Genomic DNA, 17,305 nt, shown 5'->3' with positions numbered 1-17,305 from the left:
TGACGGAGTAACTGGACCACAAGGACCAATAGGACCTACGGGTAATGATGGTAACGATGGTGTAACCGGACCACAAGGACCAATAGGACCTACGGGTAATGATGGAAATGACGGAGTAACGGGTCCACAAGGACCAATAGGACCTACGGGTAATGATGGTAACGACGGAGTAACTGGACCGCAAGGACCAATAGGGCCTACAGGAAATGATGGTAACGACGGAGTAACTGGACCACAAGGACCAATAGGACCTACGGGTAATGATGGTGCTACGGGACCTACTGGACCAACGGGAGATGCATTTATAAAAGCCTTTGCTAAAGTTGATGGTGCAGCTGCTACACCAGATGTAGATAGATTAATAAGATCGCAAGGAGTAACTTCTGTTACAAGAAATAGTGCTGGTAACTACACTGTTACTATTCCAGATAGAGGTAATTCTGATTATATAGTACATGTTACCGTTTTGAGTAGTACAGGCTTACAAGTTACTGGACAAGTTGTAGCACAAACAAATACAACTTTTACTGTTCAATTATATGGATCTAATATATTTTTATATTTGGTAGATCGAAATTGGTACTTTACCATTGAAGACTTATAAAGTTATATTACATGATTTTTAGAAAAATTCTTGTTGTTATTTTTGGGCTGTTTACTATTTCAGCAATTTCTCAAGTATTTCCTGGGGTACCAGTATCTGGATTACCTAGCGGTACTACTGCACAGATTACAGCTATTGGTTCACCTGTTGAAGGAACTTTAGCTTACAGTACAGACCAAAAAATTATTTATTATTATAATGGTACTAATTGGGTTTCTACAAGTGGTGCTAATTGGTTGCTTACTGGAAACGCTGGGACCACTACTTCAAATTTCTTAGGAACAATTGATGATGTAAGAATGCAAATACGTTCCAATAATTTGCCTTTATTAGAATTCGGTAGAAGACAAACACTAGGTTTAACACAAGGGTTTCTTGATTATAATGATGATAATCAACCTTTGGTACATTTAAATGGTAATGGAGCTATATCTGCATTACAGTTTGCTGCATCTGGTGCAGCATTTTATAAACCTATGTTTTTTACAACCACTAATGGAAGCTTTAGATTGAAAGGAAGTTCTGGTGTAACCGACTTCTTTGAAATTGGGTCTGCTGGTCCTTCAAATGATGGTAGGTTGGAATTTATTATTGGTGATGATGGTTCGGAACCTATGATTTTTAAAAGATTTGACTACAGAAGCTCTCAATTTCATACTGAATTTTTTAGAGTGCAAGGAAGTAATAATACAGAAAACGCTAAAACACGATTTGGTATTAATATAAATCCTCAAAGAGTAGCTATTGATACAGATTATAATGATCCGCAATCAGGATTCAACATAGCTAACTCTACTCTTCAAGTATCTGGTTCTTTTTCTAAATCGGTATTTACTACAACAGGGAATTTAACACTAACTGAAGATCATTACAGTATAATTATTAATGGAAACCACACCATAACTTTACCTGGAGCTAATACTTGTACTGGAAGAGAATATGTAATTAAAAACTCTACTAATAATGCTGTAACTGTCTCTAATTATCTTGACCTTTCCAACGCAAATGCTAACTCTATAGCTGCTAATAGTGCTTTAAAACTTCAAAGTAATGGTAGTAATTGGCATCAAATGAATAATAATGGAGGTACTAGTTCTGGAGGTGGTGGAAGCTCAAACCTTACTTACGTTGACAAGTTTAACAATAGTGACTCTACTTTAACAGTATCTGATTTTAATGCTAATGGTACACTTATCCCTTTGAACTCTGTTAGAGTTTCAGCTGGGTCAGTTGCTAATACTACTAATGATCAAGTTCAAGTTACTCAAGCGGGCTTATATGAAATTACTTATACTGTTTCGCTAAGAAAAGAAAACACTAATGATTTTGGAGGTAATAACTCTCTTGAAATTGTAGTGTGCCAAAATAACAATCCTATAGCCAACACTGGAAGCATAGTTACTTTAATAGGAAACAATAATCAAAGATATGTCACTGCATCTAGAACTGTTTTACTAAACCTATCTGCTTTTCAGAGTTATGGAATAAAAATTAGAGAGAATAACATTAGTAGTTCTGGAGAAGTTATAATTGATGCAAATGCAACAGGGATGACTATAAAAAAATTAGATTAATAAATTATATTGGTCTTCTTGTAATACTGAAAATCAATATGCTGATACATTTTTAGATATAATTAGTATAAGTTTCTAGTTTAAATCCCCTTATTAGTTGTCTTTAGGAGTTATGCTTATTTTCATAATATAAATTTAGTTATGAGATAATCATTACATAGAATTTTGATATAATACATATACCAATTTATAAAAACATATACTTTATAAGATACTTAACACAAATCAATTAACTTAAGTATTGAATAATCAAAAGTCCCCAACATATGAAACATAACGTATTATTCTGTTTATTTTTTTTCACATTTTTTTCTATTGAGGGTCAAGTATTACCAGGCGAACCCGTTGGAGGATATCCTAAAGGAACTACAGCTGAAATTACGGCTTTAACAACCACTGAAAGTATAATGGCCTATAGTACTAATGAAAAAATATTTTATTATTACGATGGTTCGAAATGGGTAAAACTATTTAGTGATAATACTAAAGTGATTGTTGACAATGAATTATTTTTTGAAGATTCAAACTACTACTACGTATCCGTTAGAATTAATACTACAGATTGGATGGTTTCTCGTTTCTCTAAAACAAATTTAAATGATGAAACTTTTGCTATGGGAACAGGAACACAACCTAATGATCTAACAACTATAACAGGATTAACTTACTCTTAAAAAGCAACATGAAAAAAATTAAGTATTTAATTGTACTACTATTATACTTTTCTTTCAATAGTATTGCTCAGATCAGTTTTAACCCAACCGCAGGTTCAACGGGTTTTCCTGGAGGAAATAGGCCTACCATATTTATTACTGGTCCTACTACTGGTGATCAACTAAGAACTTTTATACAAGCTAACCCAGCTACTGGATCTGTAGTGAATAGAGATATTACTTTTTCTGCTGAGTTAAAAATTCAAGGAGCAGGAACTTTGACGGATAATAATGCTGTATATCATTTTCCGGATATTTATAGATATGCACCCCAAGGAGGTACTACAGTCACTTTTACTGATGTCACCATTCATTATACAGGAATAGAAAAAGGACACTCTTATAATGGTGCTTATACAGCTAACTTCACTAGAGTATTTTATTTACTAGGTGTAACTAGTGGTAGAAGTGATTTTTTTAATAATGGGAATTATACCTTCAATTTTCAAGATGTTACTTTTTCTGGTTATGGAGGTGCAGATTTCCTTCATTTTCAAACTAACACCACATTAGAAAATATTACAATTAATGCCGATAGAGCTCTGAATTTTGAACCTGGTGCTAGAGCAGCTGGTGATATAGAAATCATAAGAAATTTAAAACTTAGAGGAGTTACTCAGATTGTAGGTGGTTCAGGATCAAATGGAGATTTTAAAGCTTTTGACATGGATTGGGATGCTACTAATTGGAGATTTAGTCAACGTAATGTAGACTTTCTTCTTGTAAATCCTATCAAACCATCTGGTTGGACAGGTTATAGTGGTTCTGCTAACAGAGTAAAAGAGTTTTATACTCATGATGTAGTCGTAAATGATGAAAATTTAGTCCCTATTAATAATATAAATGTTCTACTGTATAACAATAATTCAGGTACGTTTGATTATAGTTTAAACTCAAATGCTACTGGTGGAATACCTACACAAGAGATATTAAAAATAGATAATTCCGTAGCTCTTAATTTTGATAGGGGTACTTCTACCCTAGTTGTTGCTGATTATTTAAAAAATTATTTTGCAGTTACTAGAGATTTTATAGCACCTATAACTGATAATATTGTGGTTTCTGATGATAAATTTATTAGTGAAACAAATACTACTACTGTTGCTAGCTATTCAGGAGTTTCAGTAAATCATACAGCTAGAACTGTAACAATATCTTCAAATCGAACGCTGTGCGAAATCTATGACTTTCTAAAACTTGATAAAATCAATAATCTTGATCAACCTGATATAACGACTTTTTTTGTTACACCAACTGAAAACATTATTGATCTTAATAATTATCAGCTCATACTTAATGGTGGTGCTGTATTATCTCCCTGTGATAAGTTTGTAAAAGTCGAATCAGATGTAACATCTTCAATAGCAGATTTAAATAATTTGGATGTCGGCTTGCAAGATGCCTCACAATTCTATAAATTTATATCAATAGCAAATATTAATAGTGCTAATTTATTAATTACCGATTTAAATACATCTACTGTATTTCTATCCGAAAGTAATTTTACAGGCACTAGCAGTAGTGTCACTACTTTTGCTAGCAATCAAGTTCGATTAGAAGTTACCCGAGATGGATATACCAATTGGGCAACAATTCAAGATTTTTCTGGTCCTGAAGATATTTACAAATTTGTAGCATATCAAGCTCCTATTATCAACCCTTCAACATCAGTTAATCAGGAAGAAATGATATTTTTAACTAAAAAGATTTTACAGAAAAATGTAGGTATTTTAAAACAAATGAATGGTACCAACCCAACACTCAATATAACTAACACAACTCAAAATTCAACTATTCAAGCTACTGAGGAAAGACAAACAGAGATTTTAAATCTACTTAAAAGAATTTTGTCCAAAACTACAGCTATTAAAAAAGGAATTTAATTAACCTCTCACATTATTATGAAATATTTGATTTTTATTTTACTAATTACTCCCCTACTAAATGCTCAGGTATTCTCTGGTGTTCCTGTTTCTGGTTTCCCTAGTGGTACAACATCAGAAATCACAAGTATTGCTTCTCCTGTAGAAGCTACAGTAGCTTATAGTACAAATGAAAAAATATTTTATTATTATGATGGAGCTAATTGGATTGCATTAAGAACTACTCCTAGTATTCATGTTGGTGCCTTTACTATTAATGCTCCTGGAGGTACTACTAACACAACTTTTGATAGAATAGTCACTGGAATTCCATTTCAACCTAGCCAAATTACTTTTGTTGCTCATGCTAATATTGAAGCAGAAGATGGAATAGATTCAGATAATGGAAATACTTTTCCGTCAGGAAATAATAATAACGATAGAGGAATTGATAACTCTTTTGGTACCATGAATGGTTTTGTTAGACTAAATACTGGAGGAAGTACTACGCAACAAGTAATTTATGTTGGAGGTCATGGTAATTCTATAAATGATATTTCACGTTTTGCCAGCACTAGTAATTGCTTAGGTGTGAGATATGGTGATCAAAATGGTTTAGACCTTGGTAAAATTACAGGAAGCTTTTCTTCATTCAATTCTAATGGCTTTACTATAAGTGTAAGTTACACATTGGGTACCGTTACTAATAATAGTACAGATCCAAAAGTAAATGTACAACCTACAGATATATTAAACGAAAGTTTAGTCGTTTTTTATACTGCTTACAAATAACTTCAATTTCAAATATTTACTTCAATTTTTTAAAATGTGACCTGAAAACCTCTTTAGGGTCTCAATTTATGAATAGAAATAACAGTATTATTTCATCAATTTAACACTGTTTTTCAGCATTTAAAAGGGAAACTTGCTTAGTTAATACTGCAATTAACCTAAAACTAGATGTAATTCATCGAATTCGATAGATTAATTCAATCTATTTAATTAATTTTGAGTGTATTTAATAAACAAGTGTATTGTTTTTTAAATTTATAATAGAAAGTAGTAAATATTAATAATTCCTGAACAATGAAAGTTTTTCATGTTATACCATTATTTATGGTACTGGCAATCAATGCTCAAACCGTAGCTTTTAAAAATTTTGGAGACATTCAAATGCATAATGATGCTTCTATAGGCTTCCATACAGATGTAATAAATGACGGAAAATTTGATGATAATGAAGGTTTTGCTGGTTTTTACAGTGACAATGAAGTTCGTGTTATTTCAGGACAAAATAGACCCGTATTTGAAGATGTTGAAATAGATGCCATAAATAACTTACAATTAAACACTTCACTAGGTGTTACTAACGAATTAGCTTTTGTAAATGGAAAAGTAATAACTCCAAGAGATATTGTACCGACTTCTTTAGATTTTATTAGACATGATTTTTATGTTGGTGAAGATGATAGTAGACATATTGACGGGTATACATCTGTAACTAGCAATAAAGAGTTTGTCTTCCCTATTGGAGATGATGACAGATTACGACCAATGATTACACCAGTTCAAAATCAAGAAGTATACTTTAATGGTGCATACTTTTACGAAAATCCAAATACACCTACTACCTTTTCTGAATTATTTTCTACAGATGAAAAACAAGTTTTCATAAAAAATATTAGTAATTATGAATTTTGGGATTTAGATGGTGCAACTGAAACTATCGTTACGCTTACTTGGGATCTACAAAGTGATATAGAAAATATTTCTTCTGTTTTAGATTTTTTACGCGTAGTTGGTTGGAGTAAAGCAGAAGATAGGTGGGTAAATCTTGGAAACATTAATACAGAAGGAGATACAAGCAATGGAAGAATCACTTCAGATAGATTTGTTCCTGATCAATATGAAATAATTACTATTGGATCTATATTTTCTGACATTGAATTATCTGGTGGAGAAAACTATTTAGTATCACCCGATGGAAATGATAAAAACGAATCTTTAGTTTTCAATGGTTTAGATCTTTTTGAAAAAAATCAATTAATCATATTTAACCGTTGGGGAAATGTAGTACATGAAGTGGATAATTATGAAAATAATTGGCAAGGAGTTTCAACAGGTAGAGCTACATTAGGTAGTGACAATAAACTACCTACAGGAACTTACTTCTATATACTTAAATTTGGTAATGAAAAATTAGATAGAGAAGTAAAAGGGTGGGTATATATAAATTAATAATTCTATTTTTGTTTTATTATTCATTAACCTTTGCACATACATACTTTTACAATACCTGCTTATAAAGAATCTCCCTTTCTTGAATCTTGTATTTTGAATCTCAAAAAACAAGCTGTTCAAAGTAAAATTATTATCACCACATCTACACCAACTGAGACCACAAGGAGAATAGCTGAAAAATATAATATAGAGTACTTTATTAATAATAGTGGCAAAAATGGCATAGGAAACGACTGGAATTTTGCATTATCCAAGGTTAAAACTAAGCTAGCTACAATAGCACATCAAGATGATATTTATAAAATAGATTACACACAAAATATTATTGCAGCTGCAGAAAAAAACAAAAATTCATTAATTTTATTTACTAATTATCAAGATTTAGTAGGAAATAAAATCAGAAAAAAATCGTTAAATTATCTAGTTAAAAAAACATTACTTCTTCCTTTTTTACTAAAATCTACACACAAAAGTACTTTTCTTAAAAAAAGTATTTTAGTCTTTGGAGATGCTATTTGCTGTCCTTCCGTTACCTTTAATTTAGAAAAAATTAAAGACTCTAACAATTTATTCTCTCCTACTCATAAATGTGTATTAGATTGGTTAGCTTGGTTAAAGCTTGCTAATTATAAAGGAAACTTTACTTTTATTAATAAAAAACTGATTCAGCATAGAATTCATGAAAGTTCAGAAACTTCAGTTTCCTTACATTCTGGAATAAGAGCGCAAGAAGAGTTTGAAGTTTTTAAAAGTATATGGGGAAATAAAATTGCTAAACTAATTATGTGGTTCTACTCTTTTGGACATAAAGATAATTTAGTGTAATTATTTTTCACCTACAGAGATAAATTCGTTATGCTTAAATACTTTTCCAAGTACTCTCGGAAAAGGAAAAGAGTAGTATTTTTTTTCTTTTAATCCTAAATTACTAAAAATCCTTTTTACAACATCAAAATCTGTAAATTGAATATGCGTTTGATCAGATTTGTATCCAGCTTCTTGTGGAGTTATAACCACAACTTTACCGTTGGATTTTAAAAAGGGTAAATATTCTTTTAGTAAATCTACAGCTTGATGTTCTGTCATATGCTCAGCTACGTGAGCTAATAAAATAGAATCAAAATAATTTTCCTTTTTATATTTTGATTTAAAAAATTCTTCATTAGTAAATGCTATCAAGCCTTTCTTTTTACAAATATCTACAGAATCTTTATTATGATCTACCCCTACTCCATTTCCATTAATATGTATTAAATTTCTACCTATTCCACATCCTAAATCTAAAATAAAGCCAAGATCTAATTTATTAATATTATACCTATACGGTGCTTGAACATCAAGTAGCGTTTTCCACCAAGCATATTGCTTATTAACTAATCTTTTAGTATAATCTTTGTCAATAGTATTCTTACTCATTTGTTTTTGAATTAAACTGGTTTTTAGCGTAGTTCAAATTATTTTTAGCTCTTACAAAATTAGGTTTTAACGCTAATGCCTTTTCACATGCTTTCATTGCTTCACTATATTGTTTCATCGAAGAATAAGCACTGCAAATATTATTATACGCTTCAGCATAATCTGGTTTTATTGCTAAAGCTTTTTCACAAGCTTTAATACATTCACTAAACATTCCTCGTTTATAATAAAGTAAGCTTAATCCTAAAAATCCTTCAGCTGAGGGATTAGACTCTATTTCCTCTTTCTTAACAACTAAAATATCTTTCTTAACTTTGGCTAGGTCATTATATTTTAATGCTAATTGATTATTAGAGTCTACTTGTAAAGTTTTATACACTACATTTTTCAAGTTTTCCCAATCTTTCAAATTATAATAAATTTGAATTAATAATTCTAGATTACTTAAATTATAAGGATTAATACTTAAAGCCTTTTCACTATTTACTTTAGCTTTATCAAAGCTACCTTCACTATTTAAATTTCTTGCATAATAGTAATACGGTTTATCATCATCAGGTCTTAAAGCAATTGCTGTATTAAAATACTCTTCTGCTTCCTTCTTTTTATTCATACTAGCATTAAGTATTCCTAGATTAATGTGCAAAATATAATAATTTGGCTTAATCTGTAATGCTCTGGTAAAATAATCTAAAGCTACGGGATAGTTTCCTTTCCTCATTTGAGATAATCCATAATTCATAAGTCCTCTACCATTTTTAGGACTCTTTTCGGTTACATCTAACCAGAAAGTTTCATCATTAAGCCATACTTTATTTCTTTGAAATGTTCCAAAAGCGTAAGCAAATAAAATTAAGAATATCCCAAATCGTAATACATTAAGTGACCATTTTTTTTCTTTAAATACCCCTTCAAACTTTAACAAATATAATCCTAACGCATAAGTAATACTAAATGTTAATCCTATAAAAGGAAAAAACATTCTGTGATCATTCATTACCTCTGACAATGGAGCTAAAGAGGTTGGTAGTAATGCAAACATAAACCAGATTAACCCAAAAGCTATTGGTCTAGTTTTTTTATTAATTGACGTTTTTATTGTTATATAAATTAAAGCTGCTAAAAATAAAAAACCAGCTATTATTCTATCATCAAAAATATTGGTTATTATAGTCCAATCAGTATCTCCACTTAAGCTAAAAGGAAGGAAAAAACTAACAAAATAATGAAACCAAACAAAGGGCTGTGTTTGTATATAATGGATTGGGTTATTAGATAAACCAGCAATTGAACCAGTTTTTAGTAACGTATATGATTGTACTAATACTATCGCTATAATTAATGGAAGTAGTTTTAGTATTATATTGAGACTGGTTTTTGTGTTTTTAATTTTAAAAAAATCTAGTACTGTCTTATCTTTTTCAAAAAAGAAAATATAAACAAACAATACCATCGGTAATACAATGATTGTTTCTTTTGCCAAAACTCCAATTGCAGCAGGTAAAACATATAAATATGTTTTTCTAGCTTTAGGTACAAATACATAAAGACTAAAAGAAACTACAATAAAAAATGTAGATAATACATCTGACCTTGAAATAATATAATTGATTGTTTCTGCATTAACTGTATGTATTCCGTACCATCCAACTGCCAATAGAGCAATATAGTTTCTCCATGGATGGTCTATACTAAATGAGAGTATTTTTTGAAAAATAAAATACAACAATATCAAAAGAGATATAAAAACTAGAAAAGTAGATAAATGAAAATAAAAAGGATTTAGTCCACCTCCTAACCAATAATCTATAGCTAAGGTAGTGGTAACTACAGGACGTAATCCCCAATGATCTTTTGATGCGCTTACCAATTTTTTATCAACAAAAAACTTAGGAATATTTTTAAGACTTCTAATATTAACATTATTAACAATAGCATGGCTATCATCAAAATGAAATCCGTTTTTAAAATGGTTAGAATATGTAAGAAGTAAGCCTATAAAAAGTAAGAAAGCTAAGAGTAAAATATTTCTTTTATTTTCATTCATAAAAAAGGGCTATATTAGTTTTTACGAAACCCAAATTACTAAATTTTAGCTTAAAATTTGTAGGATGAATTTTACTTTTTCTGACATAAATATTGCCATAGTAATTCCATACTATAATGCTTCTAAACAAATACCTAGAGTAATTTCTAAAGTCCCTAATTATATTAAGGCAATAATCATTGTTGATGATAAGAGTAAAGAAGAGTTACCTAAAAGTCAGATTGAAAACAATAACAACCATAATATAGAATTAATTTATCTTGAAAATGAAGAGAATTTAGGAGTTGGTGGTGCTACAAAGAATGGTTTTAATTATGCTTTACATGCAAATTTTGATATTGTTATTAAAGTAGATGCCGATGATCAAATGGATTTAAAATATTTACCTGACTTATTAAATCCATTATTGGAAAACAAAAGCCAAGTTACCAAAGGAAATCGATTTAAAGACTTGAAAGCATTAAAAGTAATGCCTTTTTCAAGAAAATTTGGAAACTTAGGGCTTTCTTTCCTAACCAAAGTTGCTACTGGTTATTGGCATAATTTCGATCCCACTAATGGTTTCTTAGCTATTAAAACTTCTTTGTTAAAAGAAATAGATTTTTCAAAAATACATAACCGATATTATTTTGAAACCTCTATGCTTGCTGAATTTTATTTTCAAGAAACCAAAATTATAGATGTTTCCATGCCCGCAATTTATGGTGATGAACAATCTAATATGAATGTATTTAAAATGTTGTTTATTTTTTCTAAAAATCTGAGCAAAACGTTTATCAAACGAATTATAAAAAGATACTTCTTATATGATTTTAATATCGGATCTGTTTATCTTCTCTTAGGGTTACCACTATTTTTATTTGGAATTATTTTCGGTATAAAAACTTGGATCTATCATAGTGCTAATAATACATTTACCCCTACTGGTACCATCATGATTATAACCTTATCTTTAATTTTAGGTTTTCAATTGTTATTACAGGCAATTCAAATAGATATTTCAAATGCCCCAAAAAATAAATAAGTAATTTTATTGGCTTACCGCTCTTGGCGTTGTTGGATTATAACCGAAATCAGCGTCAGGTAATTCTATTCCTAGTTTTTCAATGATAAAACCAATACTTGCATAATGATGAATTGCATGACTATGCGCCTGAACTAATGCACTTCCTAAGGTATAATTTGTAGTAATTTTTCCGGTACCTAAATCATCAGTTACGCTCACTATAGTATTAAAATCCGAATCTTTAATTGATTTTAATTGATCTATTATATCATTAAAATAAGCTATACCACTTTCGGTTTTGATCTGTGCTAATTCATTTCTTTCTCGATCAGAAAAATCTATCTCTCTTTTTTCAATTCCTTTAAAAATACAAGAAAACACATCTAAGATATGTCTCATATTATTTCCTATACTAGAATTATAAGGAGGAACAGAACAATCACTATACTGTTCATCTGAAATTGAGTTTAGTAATTTAATACCTCTTTGAAGATTTTTCTCTATGGCGTCAATCATTACTCAAAAATCATAATATTTTTTCAATATCAAAAATAAATTTAAAAATAATTTGAAAAAGGGATTAAACCTTACTACAATTGATCAAACTCAACATTATTACCAATAAAGATCATCAAAACTTATTGTATCAATATTTTTTTGGCATGTTGTTTGAAAAGTATATTACAAATGCGGTAGCTGAAAAGCAAATAGAGTAAGCATAACCCTAAATATGGTAATTATGAAAAAACAAATTATTTTACTAATGACATTTATGTCTTTAACCTTTGCGAATGCAAGTACCAAAACTATATCAACAACCAAAATTGGGGTTAACAATCGTTTTAATGACGCTGTAACCTTTGTTGAAAGAGGAGTTAAATTCCACGTTTTCTTAAATGGTGATTTTGATTTTAATACACATCGAAATTCTAGGTATAATTATGGAATTAGAATTAAACGAGATCATAGAGGAAGAGTTAGAAGAATTGGTAATGTATTTGTCAATTACGATCGTAGAGGAAATGTGAAAAGAATTGGTAATGTATATATGAACTATAGATTTGGACAATTAACTCGAGTAGGAAATTTATTTATTAAATATGATAGATGGGGTAATCCAATATTTAGAGGGCATGTTAAAAGTAATAGATATTACTACTATGATAACGATAGATATGATGATAGAAATTGTAGTGTTGATCTAGATGTCGATATTGATGACATATATGACTATGATGATGTTTATTTCTATAGAAATTCTTTTAGTAAAAATTATAGACAAATAAGAGAAGATGATGATTTCTATTATTATAGAGCTGTTCCTAACGCTTCCATTGGAAAAAGGAGTAAGTTGATAAAAAGAAGAAAAATAAAGAAGAAAAAAGAAAATGAACTTTCTAAAAGAAGTAGAAGATAAATTTTAAATAGTAGCGCCTGATAATAATCAGGTGCTACTTTTATAATTAGTTTTGTATTCTTGAATTTTCATCACCTGCTCCTGTTCTTGAACTTCCTTCTTTTATCTTAGAATTACCAAATGAATATGTATAACTTAATCGAAAAATTGAAGCTCTAGTAGATTCTGGTTGGTAATTTACTGAAAAGAAATTATCGTAAGCCTCTTGTGTTAAACTCCCAATAGTAGCTTCAATAATAATACTTTGTAAGATATCTGTTACTGAAAATTGTATATTAGATCCATTTTTAAAGCTTTTTTTAATTCCTGCATTCAAAGCTCCAAAACCACTAACTTCAGAAGAGCCATTAAAATGATTAGATGTATACCAACCTGACAACTCTAGGCTCAGCTTGTCGTTAACTTTAAAAGATTGACTTCCATTAAAGTTATAATGTATATAATCATTAACCGTAGGAATTGGAGTATGTTGTAATTTAAAAGTTCTATAACCTATAGTTCCATTAAAATTCATATTCCACCAATTCGTTATTCGCAATGGAATATTAGTTTGAAAATCTAAACTATTTTGAAATTCTAAATTTTGCGGAGCTATGATTGCTAAATCACTACGACTATCTTCTGTAACTTGATAGTATGCAATAGGCGAATCTTCTAATGTTCCTATCAATGAAAAATTATACGATTTATAATTAAACGTAAAATTTAAAGAATTAGTGATAGCTGGTAGAAGCTGAGGGTTTCCCGTAAAAACTGATGTAGGGGAATTATATGTCAAGTAAGAAGCCAAATCAACATAATTTGGACGTGTTATTCTTTTAGTATAAGCTAAGTTCCAATTTTTTGTATCGGAAATTTTCTTTGTTAAAAATATTGATGGAAAAATTTTTCCAAAACTTCTATTTAAACTAGTATCGTCAAAAACTTGATTCCAATACTCATATCTAAAACCTATTTGTAGATTATACTTATCATTTATATCATAATTCCCTTGAGTATAAACGGCTCCTATTTGTTCTTCAGATTCTAAATCGTTTATAAACCTATCATCACTAACAAATATCCCATTTTGTTCTATTTCTATCTTAGCTTTATTGATAGTTTTAGAAGCAGATCCTTTTACCCCTGTTTCAAAAGTGAATTTTTCATTAATATTTTTCTTATAATCTAACTTTACAACTCCAATATTTATATTGGTTTCATTTGTTCCTCTATTTCCAGTATTATAAATATCACCGTCAGGTTGAAATGATTGCCCATTTTCATCAAAATAAAGGCTTTTCACAAAATTTGGTGTTTGATTGTTATAATGTATATAATCAACTGTAGTAGTTAACGTACTTTTATTAAAAGAAGTTTCAAAAAAAGAAGAAACATTATAATTCTTCCAATTTCCATTAGCATTCAAATGAATACGTGCATCTAGAAATGGATTAACTTGAAAATTATATAAGCCCAAATTATTCGTATTTATATTAGGACTAGATGCATTAAAAAGAAAACTAGCTCCTAAAATCTTAGATGTATTGATTTGATAATCCAAACCTAAATTTAGATTATGACTTCTATTTATCCTTGTTGTTTTACTTGAAAAATCTATAAAAGTGACACCATTAAACACTGGAATATTAGTACTACCAACCCCTCTCCAACCATCAAGAGTATCATCATAAGAAAAAGAATATGAGCCATAAGTACTTATTTTTTCCTCTCCATAATTTAAAGATAAACTTGTAGTTTGCTTTTCTCCAGTCCCGTAACCCAAAGAAATATTTGTGCTTCCTTTAAATCCTATATTTTCATTTTTAGAAGTAACAATATTGATGATTCCAGCATTACCATCAGCATCATAACGAGATGAAGGATTCGTTAATAGTTCTATTTTTTCAATAGTATCAGCACTCATTCCATTTAGCATAGAAATAATTTCTGAAGTTGGAATACGAATAACTTTTCCGTTGATCATAATAGTAGTATTTGATTTACCATTCAACGAAAAACTATTATTACGTTGATCTAAAATTACGCCTGGAGAGCGTTCTAATAATTGCAAAACAGAGCTTCCTTTAGTCAAAATACTTTCTTGTACATTAAGGATATTTCCTTCTCTTGTATTTTTAATTAATTTTTTTGTTGAGTTTATAGTAACTTCATCTAATAACTCAGACGATTCTTTTAAAATTATCTTGGGAAATATTTTCTCTTCATTAAGCTTATATATGAATACTTTAGATTGCCAGCTATTGTAAGTCAATAAATCTACTTTTAAGAAATAATTCCCTGAATTGACCGTATGAATCTCAAAGTCTCCTTCTTCATTCGTAATTATGCCTTTAACAACTGATTTATCTTTACTATTGAATAAAATTACATTAGCATAAGCTATGGGTTCATTTAACGTATTTAACACTTTCCCTTTGAGTTGAGCATAGCATTTACAGAAGATAAAGAACACAAAATAAAAAATATAAGACTTCATAATTATTTGATTTTAACCAAAAATGAAGTGATACATATTCAAATAAAAATTCAATTGACAAACGACTTATTTTCATTGCTGAAATCCAAATAAGCACTATATAAGTAGAAAAATTACCTTTTATCAATAATTTATAACCACTTGTCAAAAACTAATTTGTTCTTACAATTTTAATGTAACTTAGTGTTTAGGTATGCTTTCTGTAAAACACATATATAATTATTTAATAAAGTATAAAGTTCATCATATACTGTTCTGGGCACTATATCATATTTTTTGGTGGACCTTGTATACAGGAGATATATTTAGTATTCTTAAAACATTGATAACACCACATGGTTTAATCAAATTTTTAGGATATGTATTGTTTCAAGCATTAGGAGTTTATTTTAGCTTATACTATCTAATTCCAAAGTTTTTAAAAAAAAGAGCGTATTTCTATTTTTTCATAAGTCTTTTAGGTGTTTTATTTACGGAAAGTTTATTGATAACTCTTAATTATTATTTTGCTAGTTCATTTACAAATCAGACGGTTTACGAAGTTTTTAAAATATCACCTCCGTCAGCAATTACTATTTTCAAACGTAATGCATTTCCTTCTTGTGTAGCTTCTCTTACGTTAGGAATGACTATAAAACTATCTAAAAATTGGTTAGCTTCTCAAAAACTTCAACAGGTACTAGAAAAAGAAAAGCTAGAAACAGAACTTAAATTTCTAAAATCACAATTCAACCCACATTTCTTATTCAATACTATCAATTCAATATTTGTGCTGATTGATAAGAATACAGAAATGGCTTCAGAATCTTTGGTAAAATTCTCAAATTTATTGAGATATCAACTTTATGAATGTAATGCTGAATTTATTTCGTTAAAGGAAGAAATAAAATATATTCAAAGCTTTATAGAGTTAGAAAGTCTACGTCAGAATACAAATTTCAATTTGAAAGAATCTTATCCTATTGATTGTAATAATTTACATGTAGCTCCTTTTATTTTAATTCCATTTGTAGAAAATGCATTTAAACATGTTAGTGAAAATCAAAAGAAAAAGAAATGGATTTCTATTGAAATTAAAGTTGAAAATGATACTATTGAATTTAATATCAGAAATAGTACAAACCAACAAGCCAATATGTTGTTAAATGATTGTATCTATAAAGGATTAGGCTTAAAAAATGTTAAAAGAAGGCTTGATTTACTATATCCTAGGCAATATAAATTAGATATTAATAAAATTGAAGAAGAGTATAAAATTAGCCTTAGAATTACTCTTGTGAGAGATTTACAAATAACCCAAAAAGATATAGTATATGATTAATTGTTTTGTTGTAGATGATGAACCTTTAGCTAGAGAATGTATAGAAAATTATATAAAACAAATTGATTTTCTAAATTGCATCGGTACATGTGCATCTGCTTTAGAATTACATGATATCATTAATACAGTAAAAATTGATTTACTTTTTTTAGATATTCAAATGCCATTAATGAATGGTTTAGAGTTTTTAAAAATTATAGATAACCCACCACTTACTATCTTAACTACTGCTTATCCTAATTATGCTTTAGAAGGATTTGAATTAAATGTATTGGATTATTTATTAAAACCTATAGCATTCAATCGATTTTTTGCCGCTGTATCAAAAGCTAAAAAAATATATAATTTACAGTCAAATCATACTAAGAATGTTGAAACTGAAGAAGAATGTTTTTTTATAAAGTCTGACGGACGTTACATTAAAATATTATTAAATGATATTCTTTTTGTTCAAGCGATGCAAAACTATGTAATTATACAAACCACAAAAGAAAGATATATTACATTACTTTACTTAAAAAATGTATTGAGTAAATTAAGTTCTGCTTGTTTTCTACGGGTTCATAAGTCATATATAGTTTCACTTTCCAAAATAGATTCCGCGAGTAGTCATGAATTAGAGATT

14 protein-coding genes and 1 pseudogene are annotated in these 17,305 nt (G+C 29.2%); 11 read left to right on the top strand and 4 right to left on the bottom strand.

What is annotated here, in order from left to right; all coding sequences use genetic code 11:
- The 7 genes and pseudogenes from BVC87_RS23935 to BVC87_RS22165 all read left to right on the top strand — a co-directional run.
- A pseudogene (locus BVC87_RS23935) lies at positions 1 to 604 on the top strand (collagen-like protein); the annotation flags it as partial.
- 11 nt (positions 605 to 615) lie between these two features.
- Positions 616 to 2,178 (top strand): hypothetical protein, encoded by a 1,563-nt coding sequence (locus BVC87_RS22190; protein WP_075344598.1) that lies wholly within the window; start codon positions 616 to 618, stop codon positions 2,176 to 2,178.
- A gap of 266 nt (positions 2,179 to 2,444) precedes the next feature.
- Positions 2,445 to 2,852: a hypothetical protein gene (locus BVC87_RS22185; RefSeq protein ID WP_075344597.1), complete on the top strand. Its 408-nt coding sequence runs from the start codon at positions 2,445 to 2,447 to the stop codon at positions 2,850 to 2,852.
- Positions 2,853 to 2,860: 8 nt separating this feature from the next.
- Positions 2,861 to 4,774: a hypothetical protein gene (locus tag BVC87_RS22180; RefSeq protein WP_075344596.1), complete on the top strand. Its 1,914-nt coding sequence runs from the start codon at positions 2,861 to 2,863 to the stop codon at positions 4,772 to 4,774.
- A gap of 18 nt (positions 4,775 to 4,792) precedes the next feature.
- A complete protein-coding gene (locus BVC87_RS22175) occupies positions 4,793 to 5,545 on the top strand; it encodes a hypothetical protein (protein ID WP_075344595.1) in 753 nt (250 codons plus the stop codon).
- Positions 5,546 to 5,839: 294 nt separating this feature from the next.
- Entirely contained in the window at positions 5,840 to 6,991 is a 1,152-nt protein-coding gene (locus BVC87_RS22170) for a gliding motility-associated C-terminal domain-containing protein (protein ID WP_075344594.1), read from the top strand.
- 33 nt (positions 6,992 to 7,024) lie between these two features.
- Positions 7,025 to 7,819, top strand: a complete 795-nt coding sequence (locus BVC87_RS22165) for a glycosyltransferase (RefSeq protein WP_075344593.1) — start codon at positions 7,025 to 7,027, stop codon at positions 7,817 to 7,819.
- Here the strand turns inward: BVC87_RS22165 and BVC87_RS22160 are convergent, their stop codons facing one another.
- Together BVC87_RS22160 and BVC87_RS22155 are read right to left on the bottom strand one after the other, a co-directional pair.
- Entirely contained in the window at positions 7,820 to 8,410 is a 591-nt protein-coding gene (locus BVC87_RS22160) for a class I SAM-dependent methyltransferase (protein WP_075344592.1), read from the bottom strand.
- Positions 8,403 to 10,457 carry a tetratricopeptide repeat protein gene (locus tag BVC87_RS22155; protein WP_075344591.1) on the bottom strand — a complete coding sequence of 685 codons (2,055 nt, stop codon included), beginning with the start codon at positions 10,455 to 10,457 and terminating at the stop codon, positions 8,403 to 8,405. The genes BVC87_RS22160 and BVC87_RS22155 overlap by 8 nt, the downstream gene beginning before the upstream one ends.
- A 64-nt stretch (positions 10,458 to 10,521) precedes the next feature.
- On the opposite strand from BVC87_RS22155, the gene BVC87_RS22150 reads away from it, so the two are divergent.
- Positions 10,522 to 11,481, top strand: coding sequence for a glycosyltransferase family 2 protein (locus BVC87_RS22150; RefSeq protein ID WP_083629702.1), 960 nt, complete (start codon positions 10,522 to 10,524; stop codon positions 11,479 to 11,481).
- Positions 11,482 to 11,487: 6 nt separating this feature from the next.
- Here BVC87_RS22150 and BVC87_RS22145 read toward each other — a convergent pair whose 3' ends face one another.
- A complete protein-coding gene (locus BVC87_RS22145; protein WP_075344590.1) occupies positions 11,488 to 11,979 on the bottom strand; it encodes a DinB family protein in 492 nt (163 codons plus the stop codon).
- 223 nt (positions 11,980 to 12,202) lie between these two features.
- On the opposite strand from BVC87_RS22145, the gene BVC87_RS22140 reads away from it, so the two are divergent.
- Entirely contained in the window at positions 12,203 to 12,880 is a 678-nt protein-coding gene (locus BVC87_RS22140; RefSeq protein ID WP_143569883.1) for a hypothetical protein, read from the top strand.
- A 46-nt stretch (positions 12,881 to 12,926) separates the two neighbouring features.
- Here BVC87_RS22140 and BVC87_RS22135 read toward each other — a convergent pair whose 3' ends face one another.
- Positions 12,927 to 15,359 (bottom strand): TonB-dependent receptor family protein, encoded by a 2,433-nt coding sequence (locus tag BVC87_RS22135; RefSeq protein WP_075344588.1) that lies wholly within the window; start codon positions 15,357 to 15,359, stop codon positions 12,927 to 12,929.
- Between the two features lie 193 nt (positions 15,360 to 15,552).
- Between BVC87_RS22135 and BVC87_RS22130 the strand changes: the two genes are divergently transcribed.
- The gene (locus BVC87_RS22130; RefSeq protein WP_075344587.1) at positions 15,553 to 16,680 is read left to right on the top strand and encodes a sensor histidine kinase; all 1,128 of its coding nucleotides are present in this window, start codon (positions 15,553 to 15,555) and stop codon (positions 16,678 to 16,680) included.
- The coding region (locus BVC87_RS22125; protein ID WP_075344586.1) for a LytR/AlgR family response regulator transcription factor at positions 16,673 to 17,305 on the top strand (633 nt) is incomplete at its 3' end. The genes BVC87_RS22130 and BVC87_RS22125, both read left to right, overlap by 8 nt.

This window comes from Tenacibaculum agarivorans (genome assembly GCF_001936575.1).
Taxonomy (GTDB): domain Bacteria; phylum Bacteroidota; class Bacteroidia; order Flavobacteriales; family Flavobacteriaceae; genus Polaribacter; species Polaribacter agarivorans.
Note: the sequence above shows the minus strand (reverse complement) of the source record. Positions and strands in the feature narration are given on the sequence as shown.